This window comes from Streptomyces sp. NPDC056835 (assembly GCF_042789485.1).
Taxonomy (GTDB): Bacteria; Actinomycetota; Actinomycetes; order Streptomycetales; family Streptomycetaceae; genus Streptomyces.
Window position 1 is genome coordinate 25,712 of the sequence record NZ_JBHUBB010000004.1, and the last position, 17,077, is coordinate 42,788.

Consider the following 17,077-nt stretch of genomic DNA (forward strand, 5'->3'; position numbering starts at 1 on the left):
TCGGTGTCGCCCAGCTCGTCCAGCCATTCCAGACGCTTGGTCAGGTTCTTGAAGTGCGATTAGGTCGGGCCCTGCGCGGGCCTCTTCAGCCGGTTGAACAGCGTCGTCCCGTCGCTGTCGCGCTCCTCCAGCAACCGCATGACTCCCGCCCGCTGAGCGTCGCTCATGCGGTCGTGGATACCCGCGCGGATCGAGGCGTTCACCTCGGTGCGGATTTTCGAGGCCATCTTGTCGAAGGTGGAGAACCCCGGCAGCTCCAGCCCGGCCTCCACCACCTTCTCCAGCGCGATGTTGATCAGATCCGCCGCGCGGTTCTTCGCCGCGGCCTCCTCGCGGATCGACTGCTCGACGATCCCCCGGGCCTTCGCCTGGTCGTACGTCACGCCGGCCTACTTGCGGACCAGGCCCGGTGGCGCTTGGCGGTCCGCTCCGCCCGGTACACCGACAGCGTGCCCTCCGGCAGCTCCACCGCCCGCCGGACGAAGTCCACCACCGTCTCCGGGACGTCCTCCATTTCTGGGAAACACCCCATACGCCGGTATGACTTCAGCATCAGCAGCAGGGCCAGCAGATGCTCATCGCAGTCCGTGGCATCGGCCGCCCACTCCAGCTCATCGCGGCTCGGGGAGAAGAACAGATGCAGCTCGCGCGCGGTGATCAGCCGCTTGAACCGCGGATACGCGGTCCGTTCAATCGATGTCACAACCCACCCCAGGCCCCAGACGACGCTCAACATCACCATCAACGACACTGAGCCGAATGAGTGATGGGCGGCGGGCGCTCAAGGCGTCAAGATCATCTCGTTGCCCCTTTGGCGCGTATCTCGGTCACACCCCGTCAGGTGCTGGCCGCCATCGTGTTCGTTGCCACGAGGCTGTACGTGGCGCCGGCTGCCGTCGAGCTTCGGCCCCTCGTGACCGCGCGTTGGCGGTTTGGCTCCCCGGAGTATCAGGGGTAGAAGCGGCGGATCCAGTGGCGGTACGGGCCCACCGGGCCGTCCTGGTTGTTGAGTTTCGGGTGAGGGATGAATTTCTTGTGGTTCCAGATAGGGAGGTCCTGGCTGGACACGCTGCATCCGAACTCGTGAATCGCCCGGGTGAGGAGCGCTGTGGCGGGACGGGCGAGGGTGTTGGACAGGAGCGGGGGCAGGGCGGTGGTGCCCGTGAAGTCGGCGCGGGTGATAATCCAGAACCGAATCCGCCAGGGGGCGATGGGGGTGGCGGTGGCCCACTGGACGGCGTGGACGCCGTACTGGGGGAGGTCGACGGTGGCGTAGATGGCTCCCAGACCGATCAGGGTCATGGTCAGTTCCATCCGGGTGTCGCGCAGGAGCGGCAGGTGCCGGATGTACTGGATGCCGCTGATCGCGAGCTGGACGCGGGCGCTGGTGTCACTGAACTCGGGTGGTGCCATCTCCTCGACGGTGACCCTGTGCATGTACAGGAAGTGCTGGTAGTCGAAGGCGTTCTCCACAAATTCCTGGGGGTTTCCTGTCAGGTCGGTGGAGCGGTACAGAGGGCCGGCGTCGATGCCCTGGGTCTGTGGCAGGTCCCAGGTGGGGGTCGGCTCGTCGGGGTGGTGCCACACCCATACGATTCCGAATCGTTCTTGGGAGGGCAGCAGTTCCAGGCCGGTCTTGGGCGGTGTGCCGTAGGGGGTGCGTACGCAGGTGCCCTCGGTGTCGAAGGCGAACTGGTGGAAGGGGCAGACCAGGAGTTCTCCGTCGACGTGGCCGCCCGCGCCCAGGTGGGCGCCCAGGTGGGGGCAGTGGGCCTCCTGTGCTTGCAGGATGCCGGAGCGGGTGCGGTGGACGACGATGTCGCGGCCCATGAAGCGTTGGGTCTGTACGGATCCCGGCTTCCACAGAGTGGAGGGGCCGAGGCAGAACCAGCCGGTGGGGTAGGGCAGTGGCGGATCTGCGGCTTGGTAGGCGGGTGTGGGGGGATCGCCGTGGCGCACCGTGTAGCGGTACTCGGACATGGGAGGTTCCTTGTTCAGTTCGGACAGGGCTGCTGAGGACCGCTTCGGCGGTTGCTCCGGTATGCGGGGTATTTCGAGGGGTGACCGACGCCGCAGGGGATGCGTTGGGCGCGGTTGCCTGTCTGGGAGCGGTTACGCAGGGGCGGGTCGTATCACTCTCTGGGCGCGGGGAGAGCCAGTCCCGACCGGGATCTGAGACCGCGTGTTCCTGCGCTGTGGGGAAGTCATGCGGCTGAGCCTCGGCCGCAGTGGAGGCTGGATGCGGGGCGGCGTGCGGGGCGGAAGGCGTGGTCATGGCCCTGTCTTCTGCGCAGTGTCCATTGACTCGCCCAGGCGGAGGGCTTCTTCGAGGAGGGCTTCGACGATCTGGCTTTCGGGGACGGTACGGATGGCTTTGCCCTTTACGAAGATCTGGCCTTTGCCATTGCCGGAGGAGACGCCGATGTCGGCTTCGCGGGCCTCGCCGGGGCCGTTGACGACGCAGCCCATCACCGCCACCCGCAACGGATACGGGAACCCGTCGAACGCGGCCTCGGCTTTCGCGGCGAGGTTGTGGATGTCGACCTGGAGGCGTCCGCAGCCGGGGCAGGAGACGATTTCCAGTTTCCGGGGCCGGAGGCCGAGTGATTGGAGGATGTGGGCTCCTGCTTTGACCTGTTCGACGGGTGGGGCGGAGAGGGAGACGCGGATGGTGTCGCCGATGCCTTCGCCGAGGAGGATGCCGAAGGCGACGGCGGATTTGATGGAGCCCTGCAGGGTGGTGCCGGCTTCGGTGACGCCGAGGTGGAGGGGGTAGTCGCAGGCCGTGGCGAGCAGGCGGTTGGCGGCGATAACGGTGAGTGGGTCGTGATGCTTGACCGCGATCTTCAGGTCGGTGAAGCCGTGTTCCTCGAACAGGGAGCACTCCCATAGGGCCGATTCGGCCAGGGCCTCGGGAGTGGCTTTCCCGTGTTTGGCGAGCAGACGGGAGTCGAGGGAGCCGGCGTTGACACCGATCCGGATCGGGACTCCCGCCGCGGCGGCGGCCTTCGCGATCTCACCGACCCGGTCGTCGAACTTGCGGATATTGCCGGGGTTGACGCGGACGGCGGCGCAGCCGGCATCGATGGCGGCGAAGACGTAGCGTGGCTGGAAGTGGATGTCCGCGATCACCGGCAGCTTCGACCGGGCGACGATGCGCGGGAGGGCGTCGGCGTCGTCCTGGGAGGGGACGGCGACGCGCACGATGTCGCAACCGGCGGCGGTGATCTCGGCGATCTGCTGGAGGGTTGCGTCCACGTCGGCGGTGAGGGTGGTCGTCATGGTCTGGACGCTGACGGGTGCGTCGCCGCCCACGGGGACATTGCCGACGTGGATCTTCCGGCAGCGGCGGCGCGGCGGGGTGGGCGGGGGCGGTTGGGGGAGTCCCAGGTCGATGGAGGCCATGGTTGTTCCTGGTTCTGACGGGGCGGGAGCCGAGGAGAGTTTGGATGCGGGCGGCACCCGCGCCGGAGTTGGCTTGGCTGTGGAGTTCGTTCAGTGGTCGCGGCGGCTGATCATCTCGGCCAGGGTGGCGAGTTCGGCGGCGGCCACGGGCGCTGGCCGGCTCAGTGCGAGGCGTTCGCGGGCGTGGGCGCTGTGGCGTCGGGCGCGTTGCAGGGTCCGGACCCTGGCGCCGCTCTGTTCGATCAGCTCGGCCGCGTGTCGGCACTCCTCTTCGCTGGGAGGGGTGTTCCTGCGGTAGAGGGCACGCAGGGCGTTGGCTTGCGGGGTGTGTCCGGCCATGGCGGCGGCCACCGGCAAGGAGACCTTGCGCTGGCGCAGGTCGGAGAGCGCGGGTTTGCCGGTGATCTGTTCGTCGCCCCAGATGCCGAGAAGGTCGTCGACGCACTGGAAAGCGATACCCAGGTGCCGGCCGAAGGCCCGCAGATGGCCCACGCGCTCCGCGTCGGCACCGCCTGCGGTGGCGCCGAGGGCACAGGCGCAGGCGAGGAGTTCCGCGGTCTTCCCCGCCGCTACGGACAGGGCCCGGTCCTCACTGACGTCGGTGCCGGTCTCCAGAAGGGTGTCGAGGTACTCGCCCTCGATCAGTTGCTGGACGCTCTCCAGGAGGACGGGGATGGTGTGCTCGGCGTGGGGGGCTTCGGTGAGAGCCTGGACGGCGGCGAAGAACAGGGCGTCGCCGGCGAGGATCGCCGCCGGAATCCCCTTGGCGGCCACAGGGCGGGACGGTGCCGGCGTACGGGGTCGTGGTCGATGATGTCGTCGTGGAGCAGGCTGGCGTTGTGGATCAGTTCCACGGCCACGGCGGCGAGACGGGCCTGTTCCGGGGCGCCGCCGACAGCCTGGCAGGCCAGGAGTGCGAGGGCGGGGCGCAAGGCCTTGCCCTCGGCCGGGCGGTCGAGGTGGATGCGGTCGTCGGTCCACCAGCCGAAGTGCATTCCGGTGATGTGCCGGATGTGTGCGGGCAGATGGTTGACCTGGGAGCGGATCAGCGGCCTGATGGCGCTCGCGCTGTGCGCCAGGATGTTCTCGCAGTCGCGGGGTTCGTCGGACACCGGGCCTCACCTTCGTGTGGCAGTGCGTCAGGTTGAGCAGGTGGTGGGCGGGTTCGGGACGGATCCCTGGCTGTCCCGGTAGGTTCAGGGCCGGGTGGCCTGGGATGCCCGGAAGCTGTCCGGTGCCGCGGCGGCGGTGTGAGCCTTCCCCGCGGGTCCGCCGGACAGGGCGTCAACACGGGCGGCCCGGTGGAGGTAGCGGCTGTGGTGCGCTTTTCCCGGCCTTCGGGTCGGTACTGGTTACCCGCGCGGTTGGCGCAAGGTATGTGGTTGCGCGTCGGGGGGTGATCGGCATGGTCAGCGGGTGGCACGGGTGTCGCGGCATCGGTTCGACCCGGCGGTCGGCGGGCCGCGGACTGGTGCCTTCGTCGGCCGCTTGCGCGGGTGCTCAGCGCTACAGCCCCTATACCAGCACATCCGTGGCTGTCCGGGGACGGCGCGCGGCCTGGGTAATGGGGGCACGGGCACGGGCCCGCTCCGTGACTCCGGCTCACGCTCCGGCGCCCGTATCTGCCGCAGCGCTGCCGGGCGCAGGCCATACGCCCACGGCACTGAGGCGGGTTCGCTGTCGACGGTCGCCCGGGCCGGTGTTTCCCCTGTTGGTCGCGGTCAACTGTCCGGATCCGGGCGGCACGGGCGCCAAGGCCGGCCTCCGGGTTCACAGACCGGAGCGTCAGTCCCCGGTCGCGCACCGGGAGAACCCCGTCGGCGTCGCGGTCCGGCGCCGCATCCGCACCGTTGCCATGCTGCCCCAGTGATGGACCGCCCGCCGTCCTGGCGGCCAGTTTCTCACAGGATTCCCTCGTGGGGCCGGGCGGCGAGAACGGTCCCGGCAGTGCGGCGGGTGCACATGCAGCGCCCCGGCGCAGACGGCCGGCGCTCAATGCCTCCCAAGCCCCCGCAGACGGGGTTGCCTCACACGACTGTACTGGCGTGCACTGAGGGGAGGAAACACATTCCGTCCGAACTCCGGCCCCAGGGCCGGAGCATCGCGGGCGATCAGAATGCGCGTGCTCGCATCCCAGCAGGGAGGAACACCTCCTCATGAGTCAGCCCCCGCCGCAAGGTGGCGTCATCGACGACGGCCAAGAGGCCGTCAACCAGCTCATCGAGCGTGCGGCGGAGCCGGAGGACAGGTTCCAGGCAGCGTTCATCTCTCTGCTGGAGGGAAACGCGGAGAGATACGCGGAGAGATACGCGTCGATGCCCTCCCGACGCTCCGCGGGTGAGGGGGACGCGACGGCGGAACTGGATGGCCTTCGCGCGGAACTGGCCACTCTGCGGGCGGATATCGCCCGCCTGTCCGAAAATTCGCCAGCATATGGCTGACCCGATGAGCCACAACAGGGACAGTGGTGGCAGTGTGTCCGGTCCACCGCCGGGCACCGCTGGGGAGCGGCTTCTCGTCCGGGGGGAGGACGGGCTGCTGGTGGATTCGCTCGCCTGCCGAACGGTCTCCCTGGCGGAACTGGCCGACGACGTACGGTGCGGGCGCCGATTCCGGGCCCGGGAGGGCGCGAGCGGCAGCGAGTGCACCTACCAGGTCCTCGTCCAGATACTCCTCGCCACCCTCGCCCCCGGGGCGACGGCAGGCACGCTGTCGGCCATGACAGGGCTGCCGTCCGCCGTCCGCGAGGGCTTCCCGACCGGCCGGACCACGTAGGACAGCGAACAACGGCTGGGCGAGCCGGAAACCAGCGGGGCCCGGGAAATTCTCGTCGGCACAGCTCTCCCCTTGCGCCGCGCGAAGTTCCCCGTACTGGCGGTCGTGGGGCCGCCCTGTCACTGGAGGCTGTGTGTACGCTCGCGCGCGGTACGTCTCGGCTGTCCTGGGGCGCCTGCTCGCCGACGGGCTACGCCGCCCCGGGCGCGGGAGCTCCGAGGAAGAGAGCGGGCAGGCTCGGGCACGGGCGGTAAGGGAGTCGCTGCAGTCGCTGGGCCCGTTCTACATCAAGGTCGGGCAGATGCTCTCCACCCGCCCCGACTTCGTATCCCCGGCGATGATCGCGGAGCTCCGCCAGCTCCACGACCAGGTCACCCCGGTTCCGTTCGAGGTGTTCGAGCCGGTCCTGGCAAAGGACTTCGGTCCCCGCTGGCCGCGCTTGTTCCGCGATATCGACACCGATACGCCGCTGGGTGCCGCGTCACTGGCCCAGGTGTACCGCGCCGACCTGGCGGACGGCACCCCGGCCGCGGTGAAGATCCAACGCCCCGGCGTCGAGCGGATCATGGCCCAGGACATGGCTGTTCTACGCCGGGCGGCGCGCCTGACCGTGCGGGCCGCGCCCCGGTTCACCACGGTGATCGATGTGCCCGCCATGCTCGGGGTGCTCTTCGACGCCATGGAGGGCGAGAGCGACTTCCGCAAGGAAGCCGCCAACATGCGCCAGGCCCACCGCCTGACGGAGGGGTTCAAGCACCTGACCGTCCCCCAGGTCCTCATCGCCCCCACGAGGCGGGTCCTCGTGCAGTCCCTGGCCCCAGGCACGTCCATCCGCGACGCCGACCCCGCCGCGTTCACCACTGACGAGCGCACCGGCATCGGCCGGGACCTGATGGCGTTCATGTACCGCGGGTACTTCCTCGACCGCTACTTCCACGCCGACCCCCACCCGGGAAACATCTTCGTCGCCCCCGGTCACCCGGCCCACCTGATCGACTGGGGCATGGTCGGCCGCATCGAGACCACCATCAGCAGAAGCCTCGTCCTCGCACTGTTCAATGTCGCCGCCAACGACGGCGCCGGCCTCGCGCGGACCTGGGTCGAGATGGGACACCCCACACCCTGGGCCGATCTCGCCGGGTTCCGCACCGACATGAACACCCTCGTCCCGAAAGCCACCTCCGCCTCCCTGGACGAACTCGACTTCGGCGTCACCCTCACCGCCGTCCTGGTCCACTCCACCCGCCGAGGCATCCGGTCCAGCCCCGTCATCGCCCTCCTCGGGAAGTCCTTCGCCAACCTCGAAGGATCCATCCGCCACCTGTGCCCCGAACTGTCCATCACCGACGTCTTCGCCGAGAACCTGCGCACCATCGTCTTCGGCCTCGCCCGGGAAACCCTCTCCGAACAGCAAGCCGCCCGCACCGCACTCGACCTCATGATCGCCGCACCCAGCAGCCTCCACCAGGGCCGCGACATCCTGCGCAACCTCGCCGACAACGACCTCACCCTGCGCGTGGCCACTGCGAACCGACCAGGCCGCGCCCGGCCCGCGACCAACCCGAAGTACACCCGAGCGGCTCTGATCCTCGCCGCCGCCATCATCTGGGCCAACCGCAGAAAATGACCCCGGCCCCGACACCGGCGCACCGCACCGGCCGAGCACCGAATCACACCAACTCCCCACCTCCGAGACTCCGTTCAGCACCACCTCATCGCCACGAGGACACACACATGGACATCAACGATCTACCACGATTCGACGAACCCTGGCCGGTCACGCCCCACCCGCACGCGGCCGCAACCGAGGAGCACGTGCTCCAGTGGGCGGAGGACTTCAGGGTCATTCCGGTCTACAGCAACCGCGAACGCATGGCGGCTATGCGTTCCGGATGGGCCGCCGCCTACACATTCCCCCCGCACACGCCGGTCGAGCACCTGAACATCTGGGCGGACTGCATCGCCATCGCCGAGATCTCCGACGACTACTGCTCGCGTCTGACCTCACAAGGCCGACAGGCCGACTGGGCGTCCCTCGACGTACGTTTGCGCACGGCCAGCCGGACAGGCACCTGCTCACCCGAGGAACAAGATCCGATGGTTCGTGCAACGGCGGATATGTCCGCCCGCCTAATCGCCGTGGCTGACCCACTGGTTCAAGACAGATGGGCCGACCACTACGACGCCCTGTGGGACGCATGGCTGATCGAAGCATCTGGCCACTCATATACGTCCGTCGACGAATACGTGCGCATCCGGCGAGCAGCCATCGGAACGGCCATGGTCAGCGACATCCTGGAGGCCGTCGAAGGGATCGCGATCCCTTCCGATGCCTACAACGCGTACCCCTTCACCACCCTGGTCGACGCCTACTGCGACATCATGGCCTGGCAGAACGACATCGCGTCCTATGCACTGGAAGCCGCCAGCGGAGAAGGGAACAACCTCGTCGCCATCCTCATCCAGCAGAATGGGCTCACCACACGGCAGGCAATGATCGCAGCCGTTCAAATGCTGGGAAAGCGGATCGCCGACTACACCAACGCCGAACAGAGCCTCCCCGAGTACCTGGAACACTCCAACATTCCGGCATCCGACAGGCCGGGCGTACTTCGATGGGCCCAGGACAATCGTTCGACGATCAACGGAGTGACCTACTGGTATCGAGAGACCGATCGATACAACCTGTCAAAAACCACCCAGGAAAGGCTCATCACCGATACTCCTGGCGTGTGAGAGACGCATTACAAACCCCCGGTCGAGACGGGTGGCTGGTCGTACCTCCGGAGAAACGGAAGCGAATCTGGATGCCAAGCCCGTGCAGGAGAACGTCATGCCGGGCTTCCAGCCTCCTCCGGAGGGCGATGTGACTCTCAAGCCCGTACCCGGCTGCCACGTCACACCCAGGTACTACACGTGGATTCAGGAGACTCTTGGCCACACGGCGGCTGCCGGGCTCATGGCCTTCACCGGCTCCGGGAAGGCGACCGCTCGGTATCTGACCGACCGGCAGGGCTACAAGCGATTCGACGGCTTCGAACATGCCGCCAGCGGCAGCGTCCAGGACATCAGCCACGAAATCCTCGGAAACACATACGCCGGCACCGACCACGTCTTCCTGCTGAACGGCCCACGCATAGAAGCGTTCTCCGGCGTGGACGCGAGGCTTTTCGGCCTCCTCTCCGAAGGACGGTCGAGGAATACCGCGCCATCGTGCACGCGAAGCGCCACACCCGTCCCCAACTCGCCTGGGACAAGAAGTGGGGCGGCCCCGTCTCCGTACATTCCGACGGATCCGTACGCGCCATCCGACTGCTGCCGGGCCAACCTCGCCCGCGCCACTGATAGCCGACCTGCGCCCACACCCGATGCCGCTCGCCCAGACACACCCAACCCGCCCCCTAATGTTCCGCTGCCCACCACGCTCAAGATCCGGACCATACGCGGGCCAACCTCCCACCGCCCGCGCTACCAACTGCCATCTCTCCTGGTCAGGACCGGTACGACAGGTGTACCACCAGCAGACGCAGAATCTGCTGGGACGAACGCGCACCACACCCAGGCGCAGCGCTTTGTCCGTGCCTGCAGAGCCGAGCGGCAAAGCCGGGTCGGCCTATCAGTCAGGTCGCCTACCGCGCAACGGCCCTGAGCCGATCAGCCCCAAGATGTCCGAGTTCAACGGAGTGCAGTCAGCACCAAGTCAGCACGGGAGGGGTGAGCACGGGTGATGACGCGGGCTTTTAGTCAGCACCAAACCAGCACGGGAGTCAGCACCGCACCGCCAAATCACCCTGAACTACGCGTCCCGGACGGCACTCGTTCAACCACCTTCGAGCCCGTGAACCACCTTTCCGTGAGCCGGCATGGTGGCCGCCCGCATAGCCAACCCTCGAACTATGTTGCCCCACCACATGTGCGCCTGACCTGCGGATTCCTACGGTATGGCAACACGAACACGTCCCCGCCAACCGCCTGGAAGTGGTACCGATGTCGTCCCCAGCAGCCGCTCCCCGACCCCCCGCAAGCCTCAAGCGCATCGTCGCCGCCAGCCTCATCGGCACCACCATCGAGTGGTACGACTTCTTCCTCTACGGATCCGCCGCCGCCCTGGTGTTCAACAAGCTGTTCTTTCCCGATTCCGATCCGCTCGTCGGGACGCTGCTGTCCTTCCTCACCTACGCCGTGGGCTTCGCCGCACGCCCCCTCGGCGCGTTGGTGTTCGGGCATTACGGTGACCGGATCGGGCGCAAAAAGCTGCTGGTGCTGAGTCTGCTGATGATGGGCGGGGCGACATTCGCCATTGGGCTGATGCCCACGCACGCCACCATCGGTACGGCGGCCCCGGTGCTGCTGACCGTGTTGCGGCTGATTCAGGGGTTCGCGCTCGGTGGTGAGTGGGGCGGGGCCGTGCTGCTGGTGTCCGAGCATGGGGACGCCGAGCGGCGGGGGTTCTGGGCTTCGTGGCCGCAGACCGGGGCGCCGGCCGGGCAGTTGCTCGCTACCGGGGTGCTGTCGGCGCTCACCGCGCTGCTCTCCGACGCGGCCTTCACCTCGTGGGGGTGGCGCATTCCGTTCCTGCTCTCCGGGGTGCTGGTGATCGTCGGTCTGTGGATCCGGCTGTCCGTCGATGAATCGCCGGTCTTCAAGGAGGCGTTGGCCAGGGCCGAGGAGCGGAAGGCGACGGCGGCGGCCGGAGCCGATACGGAGAAGATGCCGCTCGTCGCCGTCCTGCGGCACCACTGGCGTGATGTGCTGGTGGCGATGGGCGCGCGGATGGCCGAGAACATCAGCTACTACGTGATCACCGCCTTCATCCTGGTGTACGCGACGACGTCGGCGGGCCTGAGCAAGCAGACCGCCCTCAACGCCGTACTCATCGCCTCCGCCGTGCACTTCGCGGTGATCCCCGCCTGGGGTGCGCTGTCGGACCGGATCGGGCGCCGGCCCGTCTATCTGATCGGTGCCATCGGCGTCGGTGCCTGGATGTTCCCGTTCTTCGCGCTGATCGACAGCGCGAGCTTCGGCAATCTGATCCTGGCCGTCACCGTCGGTCTGGTGCTGCACGGTGCGATGTACGCGCCGCAGGCGGCCTTCTTCTCGGAGATGTTCGCGACCCGGATGCGCTACTCCGGCGCCTCGATCGGCGCGCAGTTCTCCTCGGTCGCGGCCGGTGCTCCGGCGCCGCTCATCGCCACGGCGCTGCTCGCCGACTACGACAGCTCGACGCCGATCGCCCTGTATGTGATCGCCGCCGCGCTGCTCACCATCGTCGCCATCGCGTGTGCCCGGGAGACCCGCCACCGCGATCTGGCCGATGTCGAGGCGGAGCCGGCCCGGACCGGGGTGCCGGCGCCGCGGCGGGCCGATGACGCCGGTTCCCGCATCGGCTGAGTCCGAGGGGCGCTGTCGGAGGCCGTCGTACGGTGGAACTCCCCGTTCACCGTACGACGGCCTCCGACATTGCGTGCAGCCGCAGCGCCAGCTGGATCTCCAGGGCCCGCGCCGGTGACTGCCAGTCGGGGCCGAGCAGCCGGGCGACGCGTTCGAGGCGCTGCGCGACGGTGTTGACATGGACGTGCAGTTCGTCCTTCGTACGGGCCGGGCTCATCCCGGACGCGAAGTAGGCGCCCAGGGTGCGGACGAGGTCCGTGCCCCGGCGCAGGTCGTACGCGACGACCTCACCGATGGTGCGCTCCACGAACCCCTCGATGTCGCGGGTGTCGGCGAGCAGCAGACCGAGGAAGCCGAGGTCCTGGGCGGCCGCGCCGTCGCCCGAGCGGCCGAGCAGCCGCAGGGCGTCGAGGCAGCGCCGGGCCTCCGCGTACGCCTCGGCTATCGCGCCCGGACGCGCGGCGGGCGCCTCCACGACCGTGGACGCGCCTATGGTGACGGGCTCACGCAGGGCGCCGCCGAGCTGTCCGGCCGTACGTCTCGCCAGATCGGCCGCGGTGTCGCCGGGGGCGAGCGGCAGCAACAGGACCGTGCCGCCGTCGCGGGTGGCGGCCAGGCCCTGTCCGGTCGCGGCGAGATGGGACGCGGCGGACCACAGGCGGCGCCGGTCGGTGGTCTCCCGCTCGGTGACTCCCGGGGCGCCGGCCGTGCCGGGGACGGGCCCGTCGATCCGGGCGGCCAGCACCACATGCGGGGCGTCGAGGTCCGCGCGCAGCCGCACGGCCCGTTCACGCAGCAGGCGTGGATCGCGGTCGGGGGCGTCGAGGAGGTCGTCCAGCAGCTCGCCCCGTACCCGCTGTTCGGCTTCCCCGGCGGAGCGGCGGGCAAGCAGCAGCAGGGAGGTGACCATCGCGGCCCGCTCCAGGGTGCGTTGGTCGACGGGGTCGAGCCCGGGGTGCCCGCTCAGGACGAGCGCGCCGAGCAGTTCGCCGCCGGCCGATACGGCCGCGCCCCAGAGCTCGCCGTGGCGCTTGGCGCGGCCTTCGGTACCGGTCAGTTCCAGCGCGGTCACGGATCGGGAATCGGGGTACGCGAACTCCACCGTGCCGTCGAGCACTTCGGAGAGCGCGCTCGCCACGTCGTGGACACCTCCGCCGCGCAGCACCAGTTCGGTCAGCCGGTCGTGCACGTCCGAGGCGCGTTCGATGACCGCGCTGTGCTCCTTGATGATCTCGTTGGCCTTCTCCAGCTCCGCGAGCGCCGTCCGCGTCTCCCCCAGCAGATTCGCGGTGTCGATGGCCACGGCGGCGTGCGCGGCGAACGAGCCGAGCAGGGCGATCTGTTCGCGCTCGAAGACCCGGGCATGGCGGTCCGCGGCGAAGAGCACACCGATGACCTGGCTGCCGAGCATCAGCGGGACGCCGAGGATGGCGACCAGCCCCTCGTCCTGGACTCCGGAGTCGATGGTTCTGGTGTGCTGGAAGCGCGGGTCGTCGAAATAGCTGTCGGTGACATAGGGGCGCGCGGTCTGGGCGACGAGCCCGCCGAGCCCTTCCCCCATGCCGAGGCGCAGCTGCTGGAAGCGGGCCGATACCGAGCCCTCGGTGACCCGCATATACGTATCGCCCGCCGCGGGGTCGTTGAGGCACAGATAGGCGACCTCCGTACCGAGCAGCGAACGCGCGCGCTGGACGATCGCACGGAGCACGGCGTCCAGATCGCGCAGCCCCGCCAGGTCGTGCGCGGTCTCGAAGAGCGCCGACAGCTCGGCCTCGCGGCGCCGTCGCTCCGCCAGCTCGGCCCGCACCCGCAGAGCGAGCCGCTTGGCGTGCTCCAGCGCGGCGAGCGCGTCCGGCCCGGCGCCCTCGGCACGGGCCAGCAGCGCGGGGCGGTCGTACGCCTCCGCCGCCGCGCCGCGTGCGAGGAGCTCCAGGTAGGAAGCCTGATCGTGGGTCATGTCGTGGGACATGGACACAGGATTACCCGCCCTACGGCCGGCCGCGCCAGCCCTGTGGACAACGGATGCGATGTGGATAACTCGGCCCCTCGTCGCGGCCACCCGCCGGCCCCTCCGCCGGCCCCTCCGCCGGCCCCTCCTCCGGCGCCCTTCCGGCGCCCTTCCGGCGCCCTTCCGGCGCCCTTCCAGCGCCCTTCCAGTCACCCGTCGGCGGGCCGGCCGCGACCCGACCGCGACCCGCCTGTGGGGCCTGTCTGCGCGACCCGCCTGTGGGGCCCGACTGTGGGCCCGCCCGAGGTCAGTGCGCGGTCCAGCCACCGTCGAGCGCGAGCGAGGTGCCCGTGATGAACGACGCCTGGGGGGTGCAGAGATAGGCGACCGCCTCGGCCACCTCATCCGGTTCCAGGAGCCGCTTGAGCGCGGAGTCCTGGAGCAGGACATCGGCCACGACCCGCTCCCGGGGGATGCCATGAGTCTCCGCCTGGTCGGCGATCTGCTTCTCGACCAGTGGTGTGCGCACATATGCGGGATTGACGCAGTTGGAGGTGACCCCGTGCGAGGCACCTTCCAGGGCAGCGGTCTTGGAGAGTCCTTCGAGACCGTGTTTGGCCGCCACATAGGCCGCCTTGTAGGGGGAGGCGCGCAGCCCATGTACGGAGGAGATATTGACGATCCGGCCCCAACCCTGGCCATACATGTGCGGGAGCGCGCCTCTGATCAGCCGGAAGGGCGCCTCCAGCATGACCGTGAGGACGGTATGGAACACGTCCGGCGGAAAGTCCTCGATGGGGCGGACCAGCTGCAGTCCCGCGTTGTTGACCAGGATGTCCGTGCCCCGCGCCGCGCGCTCGGCCGCGTCGAGCTCGGTGAGATCGAGGACCTGCGGTTCGACGGCCCCCGGCAGCCCGCCCGCCTCACCGGCCAGCGAGTCGAGCCCTTCACCGTCCCGGTCCACGGCTCTGATCCGGGCCCCCGCCGCCGCGAGACGCAGCGCGCAGGCGCGGCCGATGCCGCTCGCGGCGCCGGTGACCAGCGCGGTGCGGCCCGTCAGATCGAGGAGGACCGAAGCGGTGACAACACCGTCGGAAGCGGGCACGGGATGGTCGGCGGTGCGGGACCCCGGCGTACGGGGGCCCGGACCCGGCACGGATTCGGGCGTGGTGGGCACGGTCATATTCCGCACCCTAAGGAGCGGCGTCGGCCCCGACCGATATGGTCAGCACCCACACTTCACTTTGAAGTGGTGGGTTCGAACCATGTGGGTTCATCGGTGAGCGCCTGCTTGATCCGGAAGAGCGCGAACTCCTGCAGCGCCGGCAGCGCGTCCACGGCGAACCACCCCACGTCCAGCGACTCGTCGTCATTGACCCGCGCCTCACCACCGACCGCGCGGCAGCGGAAGGTGATGTCCATGAACTGGCACTCGTCACCATTGGGGTAGGTGACCGGCTTCATCAGCGCCTGGACGAGTACGACCCGCTCCGCCACGCACCGCACCGCGGTCTCCTCGTACACCTCGCGCACGGCCGTGACCGCGGGCTGCTCCCCGGGCTCCGGGATCCCGCCGATGATCGACCAGCCCCCGGTGTCGGCGCGCCGCCCGAGCAGCACACGCCCGTCGTCGTCGAAGACGATCGCGCTGACGCCCGGCAGCAGAAGGAGCTGGTGTCCGGCGGTGGCCCGGATCTCTCGGATGAAGTCAGGGGTTCCCATGCTCCGACCCTAACCGCCCGCCGTCCGGCGCCGGTTGCGTACGGAACGGAAGGCCACCCAGCCGAGTCCGGCCACCGCGACCGCCACCAGCACGCCCTCCGGCAGGGCGCCCAGCCGGGTGGCGGGGGTGAGCGAGGAGCGCAGCGGCACATCGGCGACCAGCGCGTCCGGGGTGAACATCCCGGTCTGCTGGGTGATCGTCCCGTCCGGCTGGATGATCGCGCTGACACCGCTGGTGACCGGGACGACCACGGTCCTGCTGTGCTCGACCGCCCGCACCCGCGACATCGCCAGCTGCTGGTACGTCATCTCGCTGCGGTCGAAGGTGGCGTTGTTGCTGGGTACGGAGATCAGCTGGGCGCCATGCGTGACCGTGTCCCGTACGGCCCCGTCGAAGGCCGCCTCGTAACAGGTGGCGAGCCCCACCTCGGTGCCCGCGAGGTCGAAGACCCCGGGCTTCGTTCCGCGGCCGAAGTCCCGGCGCACCATCTCGGCGTAGCCGGGGCTGATCGTCTTCACCAGCGAGCGCATCGGAAGGAACTCGCCGAAGGGCTGGATCTGCCGCTTGTCGTAGGTGTCGGTCGGGCCGCGCTCCGGGTCCCACAGGATCTGGGTGTTGCGCAGCGGTCCGGTGTCCGGGGTGACGACGGCGCCGACGGAGATGGGGACCCCGATCGCCCTGGCGGCCTGGTCGATCACGTCGCGGGCGTCGGCGTTGCGGTACGGGTCGATGTCGGAGGAGTTCTCCGGCCACAGCACGAAGTCGGGCTGGGGCACCTTGCCCGCCTTCACGTCGGCGGCGAGCTGGAGCGTCCTGCGTACGTGGTTGTCGAGGACCGCGCGGCGCTGGGCGTTGAACTCCAGGCCGGCTCGCGGCACATTGCCCTGTACGGCGGCGACGGTCGCGGTGCCGTCCTCGGCGGAGTCGTCGACCAGCGGCAGGGCGGCGAACGCCGCGGCGAGCGGGACGAACACGGTGGCCGCGGCGGCGGCCACGGCCCGGCGCGGGAGCGTTCCGGTCCGCCGGTGGGCGAGGGCGTGGCGCAGCGCCTCGTACAGTCCGAAGCCGCACAGCACGACGGCGAAGCCGAGCACCGGCGTACCACCGAGCGCGGCGAGGGGCAGGAAGACACTGTCGGCCTGGCCGAACGCGATCTTGCCCCAGGGGAATCCGCCGAACGGCACCCGAGCGCGGACCGCCTCACCGAGGATCCAGAGGCCCGCGGCCCAGACCGGCCAGACGGGCAGCCGGCTGACGACCGCGATCCCGAGTCCGGTGAAGCCGATGAACAGGGCCTCGATCGCGACGAGCGCGAGCCAGGGCCCCGGCCCGACCTCGGCGCCCGTCCAGAACAGCAGCGGCAGCAGGAACCCCAGGCCCGCGAGGTAGCCGAGGCCGAACCCCGCGCGGGCCCGCCGCCCGCGCAGGCTCCAGGCGAGCAGGGCGAAACCGGGCAGCACCAGCCACCACAGGGTGCGGGGCGGGAAACTCGCGTAGAGCAGTACGCCGGACACCACCGCGGCGCCGGGCCTCGCGAGCCTTCGCAGCAGGCGCTGCCCGCGGCTGGACGCGGGGGCGGGCAAAGGGGGCTCTACGGTGGTCATGGTGGCGCTCACCCGGCGGAGTCTACGGTGATCCGCTGTGCGCCGGGCAGCGCGGTGATCCGTCGACCGGTCCGCCGGGCGTCGCGTCGACCGGTCCGCCGATCGTCCCGTCGAGTGCCCGCCGAACCGTCCGTGTCGAGTAGCCCGGTCGAGTGATGCGGTGGGAGATCCGCCGGGTGACCCCGTCGAGTCGGTGGTCATCTGAACGAAGTAACGTTCCTCCACAATGTC

General features: G+C 69.4%; 15 protein-coding genes. 5 read left to right on the top strand and 10 right to left on the bottom strand.

Annotated elements, in window-relative coordinates; genetic code table 11:
* Positions 1 to 59 precede the first annotated feature (59 nt).
* From ACFRMN_RS05880 to ACFRMN_RS05905, 6 genes are all read right to left on the bottom strand, one after another.
* Positions 60 to 383 (bottom strand): hypothetical protein, encoded by a 324-nt coding sequence (locus tag ACFRMN_RS05880; protein WP_383013854.1) that lies wholly within the window; start codon positions 381 to 383, stop codon positions 60 to 62.
* On the bottom strand, positions 380 to 703 hold the full coding sequence (locus ACFRMN_RS05885) for a DUF4158 domain-containing protein (RefSeq protein ID WP_383013857.1): 324 nt from the start codon (positions 701 to 703) through the stop codon (positions 380 to 382). Before ACFRMN_RS05885 ends, ACFRMN_RS05880 begins: the two co-directional genes overlap by 4 nt.
* A 245-nt stretch (positions 704 to 948) precedes the next feature.
* The gene (locus tag ACFRMN_RS05890; RefSeq protein WP_383013860.1) at positions 949 to 1,980 is read right to left on the bottom strand and encodes a Rieske 2Fe-2S domain-containing protein; all 1,032 of its coding nucleotides are present in this window, start codon (positions 1,978 to 1,980) and stop codon (positions 949 to 951) included.
* Between the two features lie 291 nt (positions 1,981 to 2,271).
* Positions 2,272 to 3,405, bottom strand: a complete 1,134-nt coding sequence (ispG, locus tag ACFRMN_RS05895; protein WP_383013863.1) for a flavodoxin-dependent (E)-4-hydroxy-3-methylbut-2-enyl-diphosphate synthase — start codon at positions 3,403 to 3,405, stop codon at positions 2,272 to 2,274.
* A gap of 90 nt (positions 3,406 to 3,495) precedes the next feature.
* On the bottom strand, positions 3,496 to 4,164 hold the full coding sequence (locus tag ACFRMN_RS05900) for a polyprenyl synthetase family protein (RefSeq protein ID WP_383014529.1): 669 nt from the start codon (positions 4,162 to 4,164) through the stop codon (positions 3,496 to 3,498).
* The gene (locus ACFRMN_RS05905; protein WP_383013867.1) at positions 4,047 to 4,517 is read right to left on the bottom strand and encodes a polyprenyl synthetase family protein; all 471 of its coding nucleotides are present in this window, start codon (positions 4,515 to 4,517) and stop codon (positions 4,047 to 4,049) included. Before ACFRMN_RS05905 ends, ACFRMN_RS05900 begins: the two co-directional genes overlap by 118 nt.
* Positions 4,518 to 5,561: 1,044 nt before the next feature.
* Between ACFRMN_RS05905 and ACFRMN_RS05910 the strand changes: the two genes are divergently transcribed.
* The 5 genes from ACFRMN_RS05910 (at position 5,562) to ACFRMN_RS05930 (ending at position 11,571) form a co-directional block, all read left to right on the top strand.
* The gene (locus ACFRMN_RS05910) at positions 5,562 to 5,846 is read left to right on the top strand and encodes a hypothetical protein (protein ID WP_383013870.1); all 285 of its coding nucleotides are present in this window, start codon (positions 5,562 to 5,564) and stop codon (positions 5,844 to 5,846) included.
* Between the two features lie 4 nt (positions 5,847 to 5,850).
* Positions 5,851 to 6,180 carry a hypothetical protein gene (locus ACFRMN_RS05915; RefSeq protein ID WP_383013873.1) on the top strand — a complete coding sequence of 110 codons (330 nt, stop codon included), beginning with the start codon at positions 5,851 to 5,853 and terminating at the stop codon, positions 6,178 to 6,180.
* A 133-nt stretch (positions 6,181 to 6,313) separates the two neighbouring features.
* On the top strand, positions 6,314 to 7,807 hold the full coding sequence (locus tag ACFRMN_RS05920; RefSeq protein ID WP_383013876.1) for an ABC1 kinase family protein: 1,494 nt from the start codon (positions 6,314 to 6,316) through the stop codon (positions 7,805 to 7,807).
* 107 nt (positions 7,808 to 7,914) lie between these two features.
* Positions 7,915 to 8,916: a hypothetical protein gene (locus tag ACFRMN_RS05925; protein WP_383013879.1), complete on the top strand. Its 1,002-nt coding sequence runs from the start codon at positions 7,915 to 7,917 to the stop codon at positions 8,914 to 8,916.
* A 1,251-nt stretch (positions 8,917 to 10,167) separates the two neighbouring features.
* Positions 10,168 to 11,571 (top strand): MFS transporter, encoded by a 1,404-nt coding sequence (locus ACFRMN_RS05930; protein ID WP_383013882.1) that lies wholly within the window; start codon positions 10,168 to 10,170, stop codon positions 11,569 to 11,571.
* Positions 11,572 to 11,617: 46 nt separating this feature from the next.
* Here the strand turns inward: ACFRMN_RS05930 and ACFRMN_RS05935 are convergent, their stop codons facing one another.
* The 4 genes from ACFRMN_RS05935 to lnt form a co-directional block, all read right to left on the bottom strand.
* Positions 11,618 to 13,540 carry a helix-turn-helix domain-containing protein gene (locus ACFRMN_RS05935; RefSeq protein ID WP_383013885.1) on the bottom strand — a complete coding sequence of 641 codons (1,923 nt, stop codon included), beginning with the start codon at positions 13,538 to 13,540 and terminating at the stop codon, positions 11,618 to 11,620.
* A 286-nt stretch (positions 13,541 to 13,826) separates the two neighbouring features.
* Complete coding sequence (locus tag ACFRMN_RS05940) at positions 13,827 to 14,702, bottom strand: 3-hydroxybutyrate dehydrogenase (protein WP_383013888.1); 876 nt, start codon at positions 14,700 to 14,702, stop codon at positions 13,827 to 13,829.
* Between the two features lie 56 nt (positions 14,703 to 14,758).
* Positions 14,759 to 15,241, bottom strand: coding sequence for an NUDIX domain-containing protein (locus tag ACFRMN_RS05945; protein ID WP_383013891.1), 483 nt, complete (start codon positions 15,239 to 15,241; stop codon positions 14,759 to 14,761).
* Positions 15,242 to 15,250: 9 nt separating this feature from the next.
* Positions 15,251 to 16,858 carry an apolipoprotein N-acyltransferase gene (gene lnt / locus ACFRMN_RS05950; RefSeq protein WP_383013894.1) on the bottom strand — a complete coding sequence of 536 codons (1,608 nt, stop codon included), beginning with the start codon at positions 16,856 to 16,858 and terminating at the stop codon, positions 15,251 to 15,253.
* Positions 16,859 to 17,077 lie beyond the last annotated feature (219 nt).

Coding starts and splice junctions, on each gene's coding strand:
- ACFRMN_RS05890 (WP_383013860.1), bottom strand. CDS start 1,980: ATGTCCGAGTACCGCTACACGGTGCGCCACGGCGATCCCCCCACACCC.
- ispG (WP_383013863.1), bottom strand. CDS start 3,405: ATGGCCTCCATCGACCTGGGACTCCCCCAACCGCCCCCGCCCACCCCG.
- ACFRMN_RS05910 (WP_383013870.1), top strand. CDS start 5,562: ATGAGTCAGCCCCCGCCGCAAGGTGGCGTCATCGACGACGGCCAAGAG.
- ACFRMN_RS05915 (WP_383013873.1), top strand. CDS start 5,851: ATGAGCCACAACAGGGACAGTGGTGGCAGTGTGTCCGGTCCACCGCCG.
- ACFRMN_RS05925 (WP_383013879.1), top strand. CDS start 7,915: ATGGACATCAACGATCTACCACGATTCGACGAACCCTGGCCGGTCACG.
- ACFRMN_RS05930 (WP_383013882.1), top strand. CDS start 10,168: ATGTCGTCCCCAGCAGCCGCTCCCCGACCCCCCGCAAGCCTCAAGCGC.
- ACFRMN_RS05935 (WP_383013885.1), bottom strand. CDS start 13,540: ATGTCCCACGACATGACCCACGATCAGGCTTCCTACCTGGAGCTCCTC.
- ACFRMN_RS05940 (WP_383013888.1), bottom strand. CDS start 14,702: ATGACCGTGCCCACCACGCCCGAATCCGTGCCGGGTCCGGGCCCCCGT.
- ACFRMN_RS05945 (WP_383013891.1), bottom strand. CDS start 15,241: ATGGGAACCCCTGACTTCATCCGAGAGATCCGGGCCACCGCCGGACAC.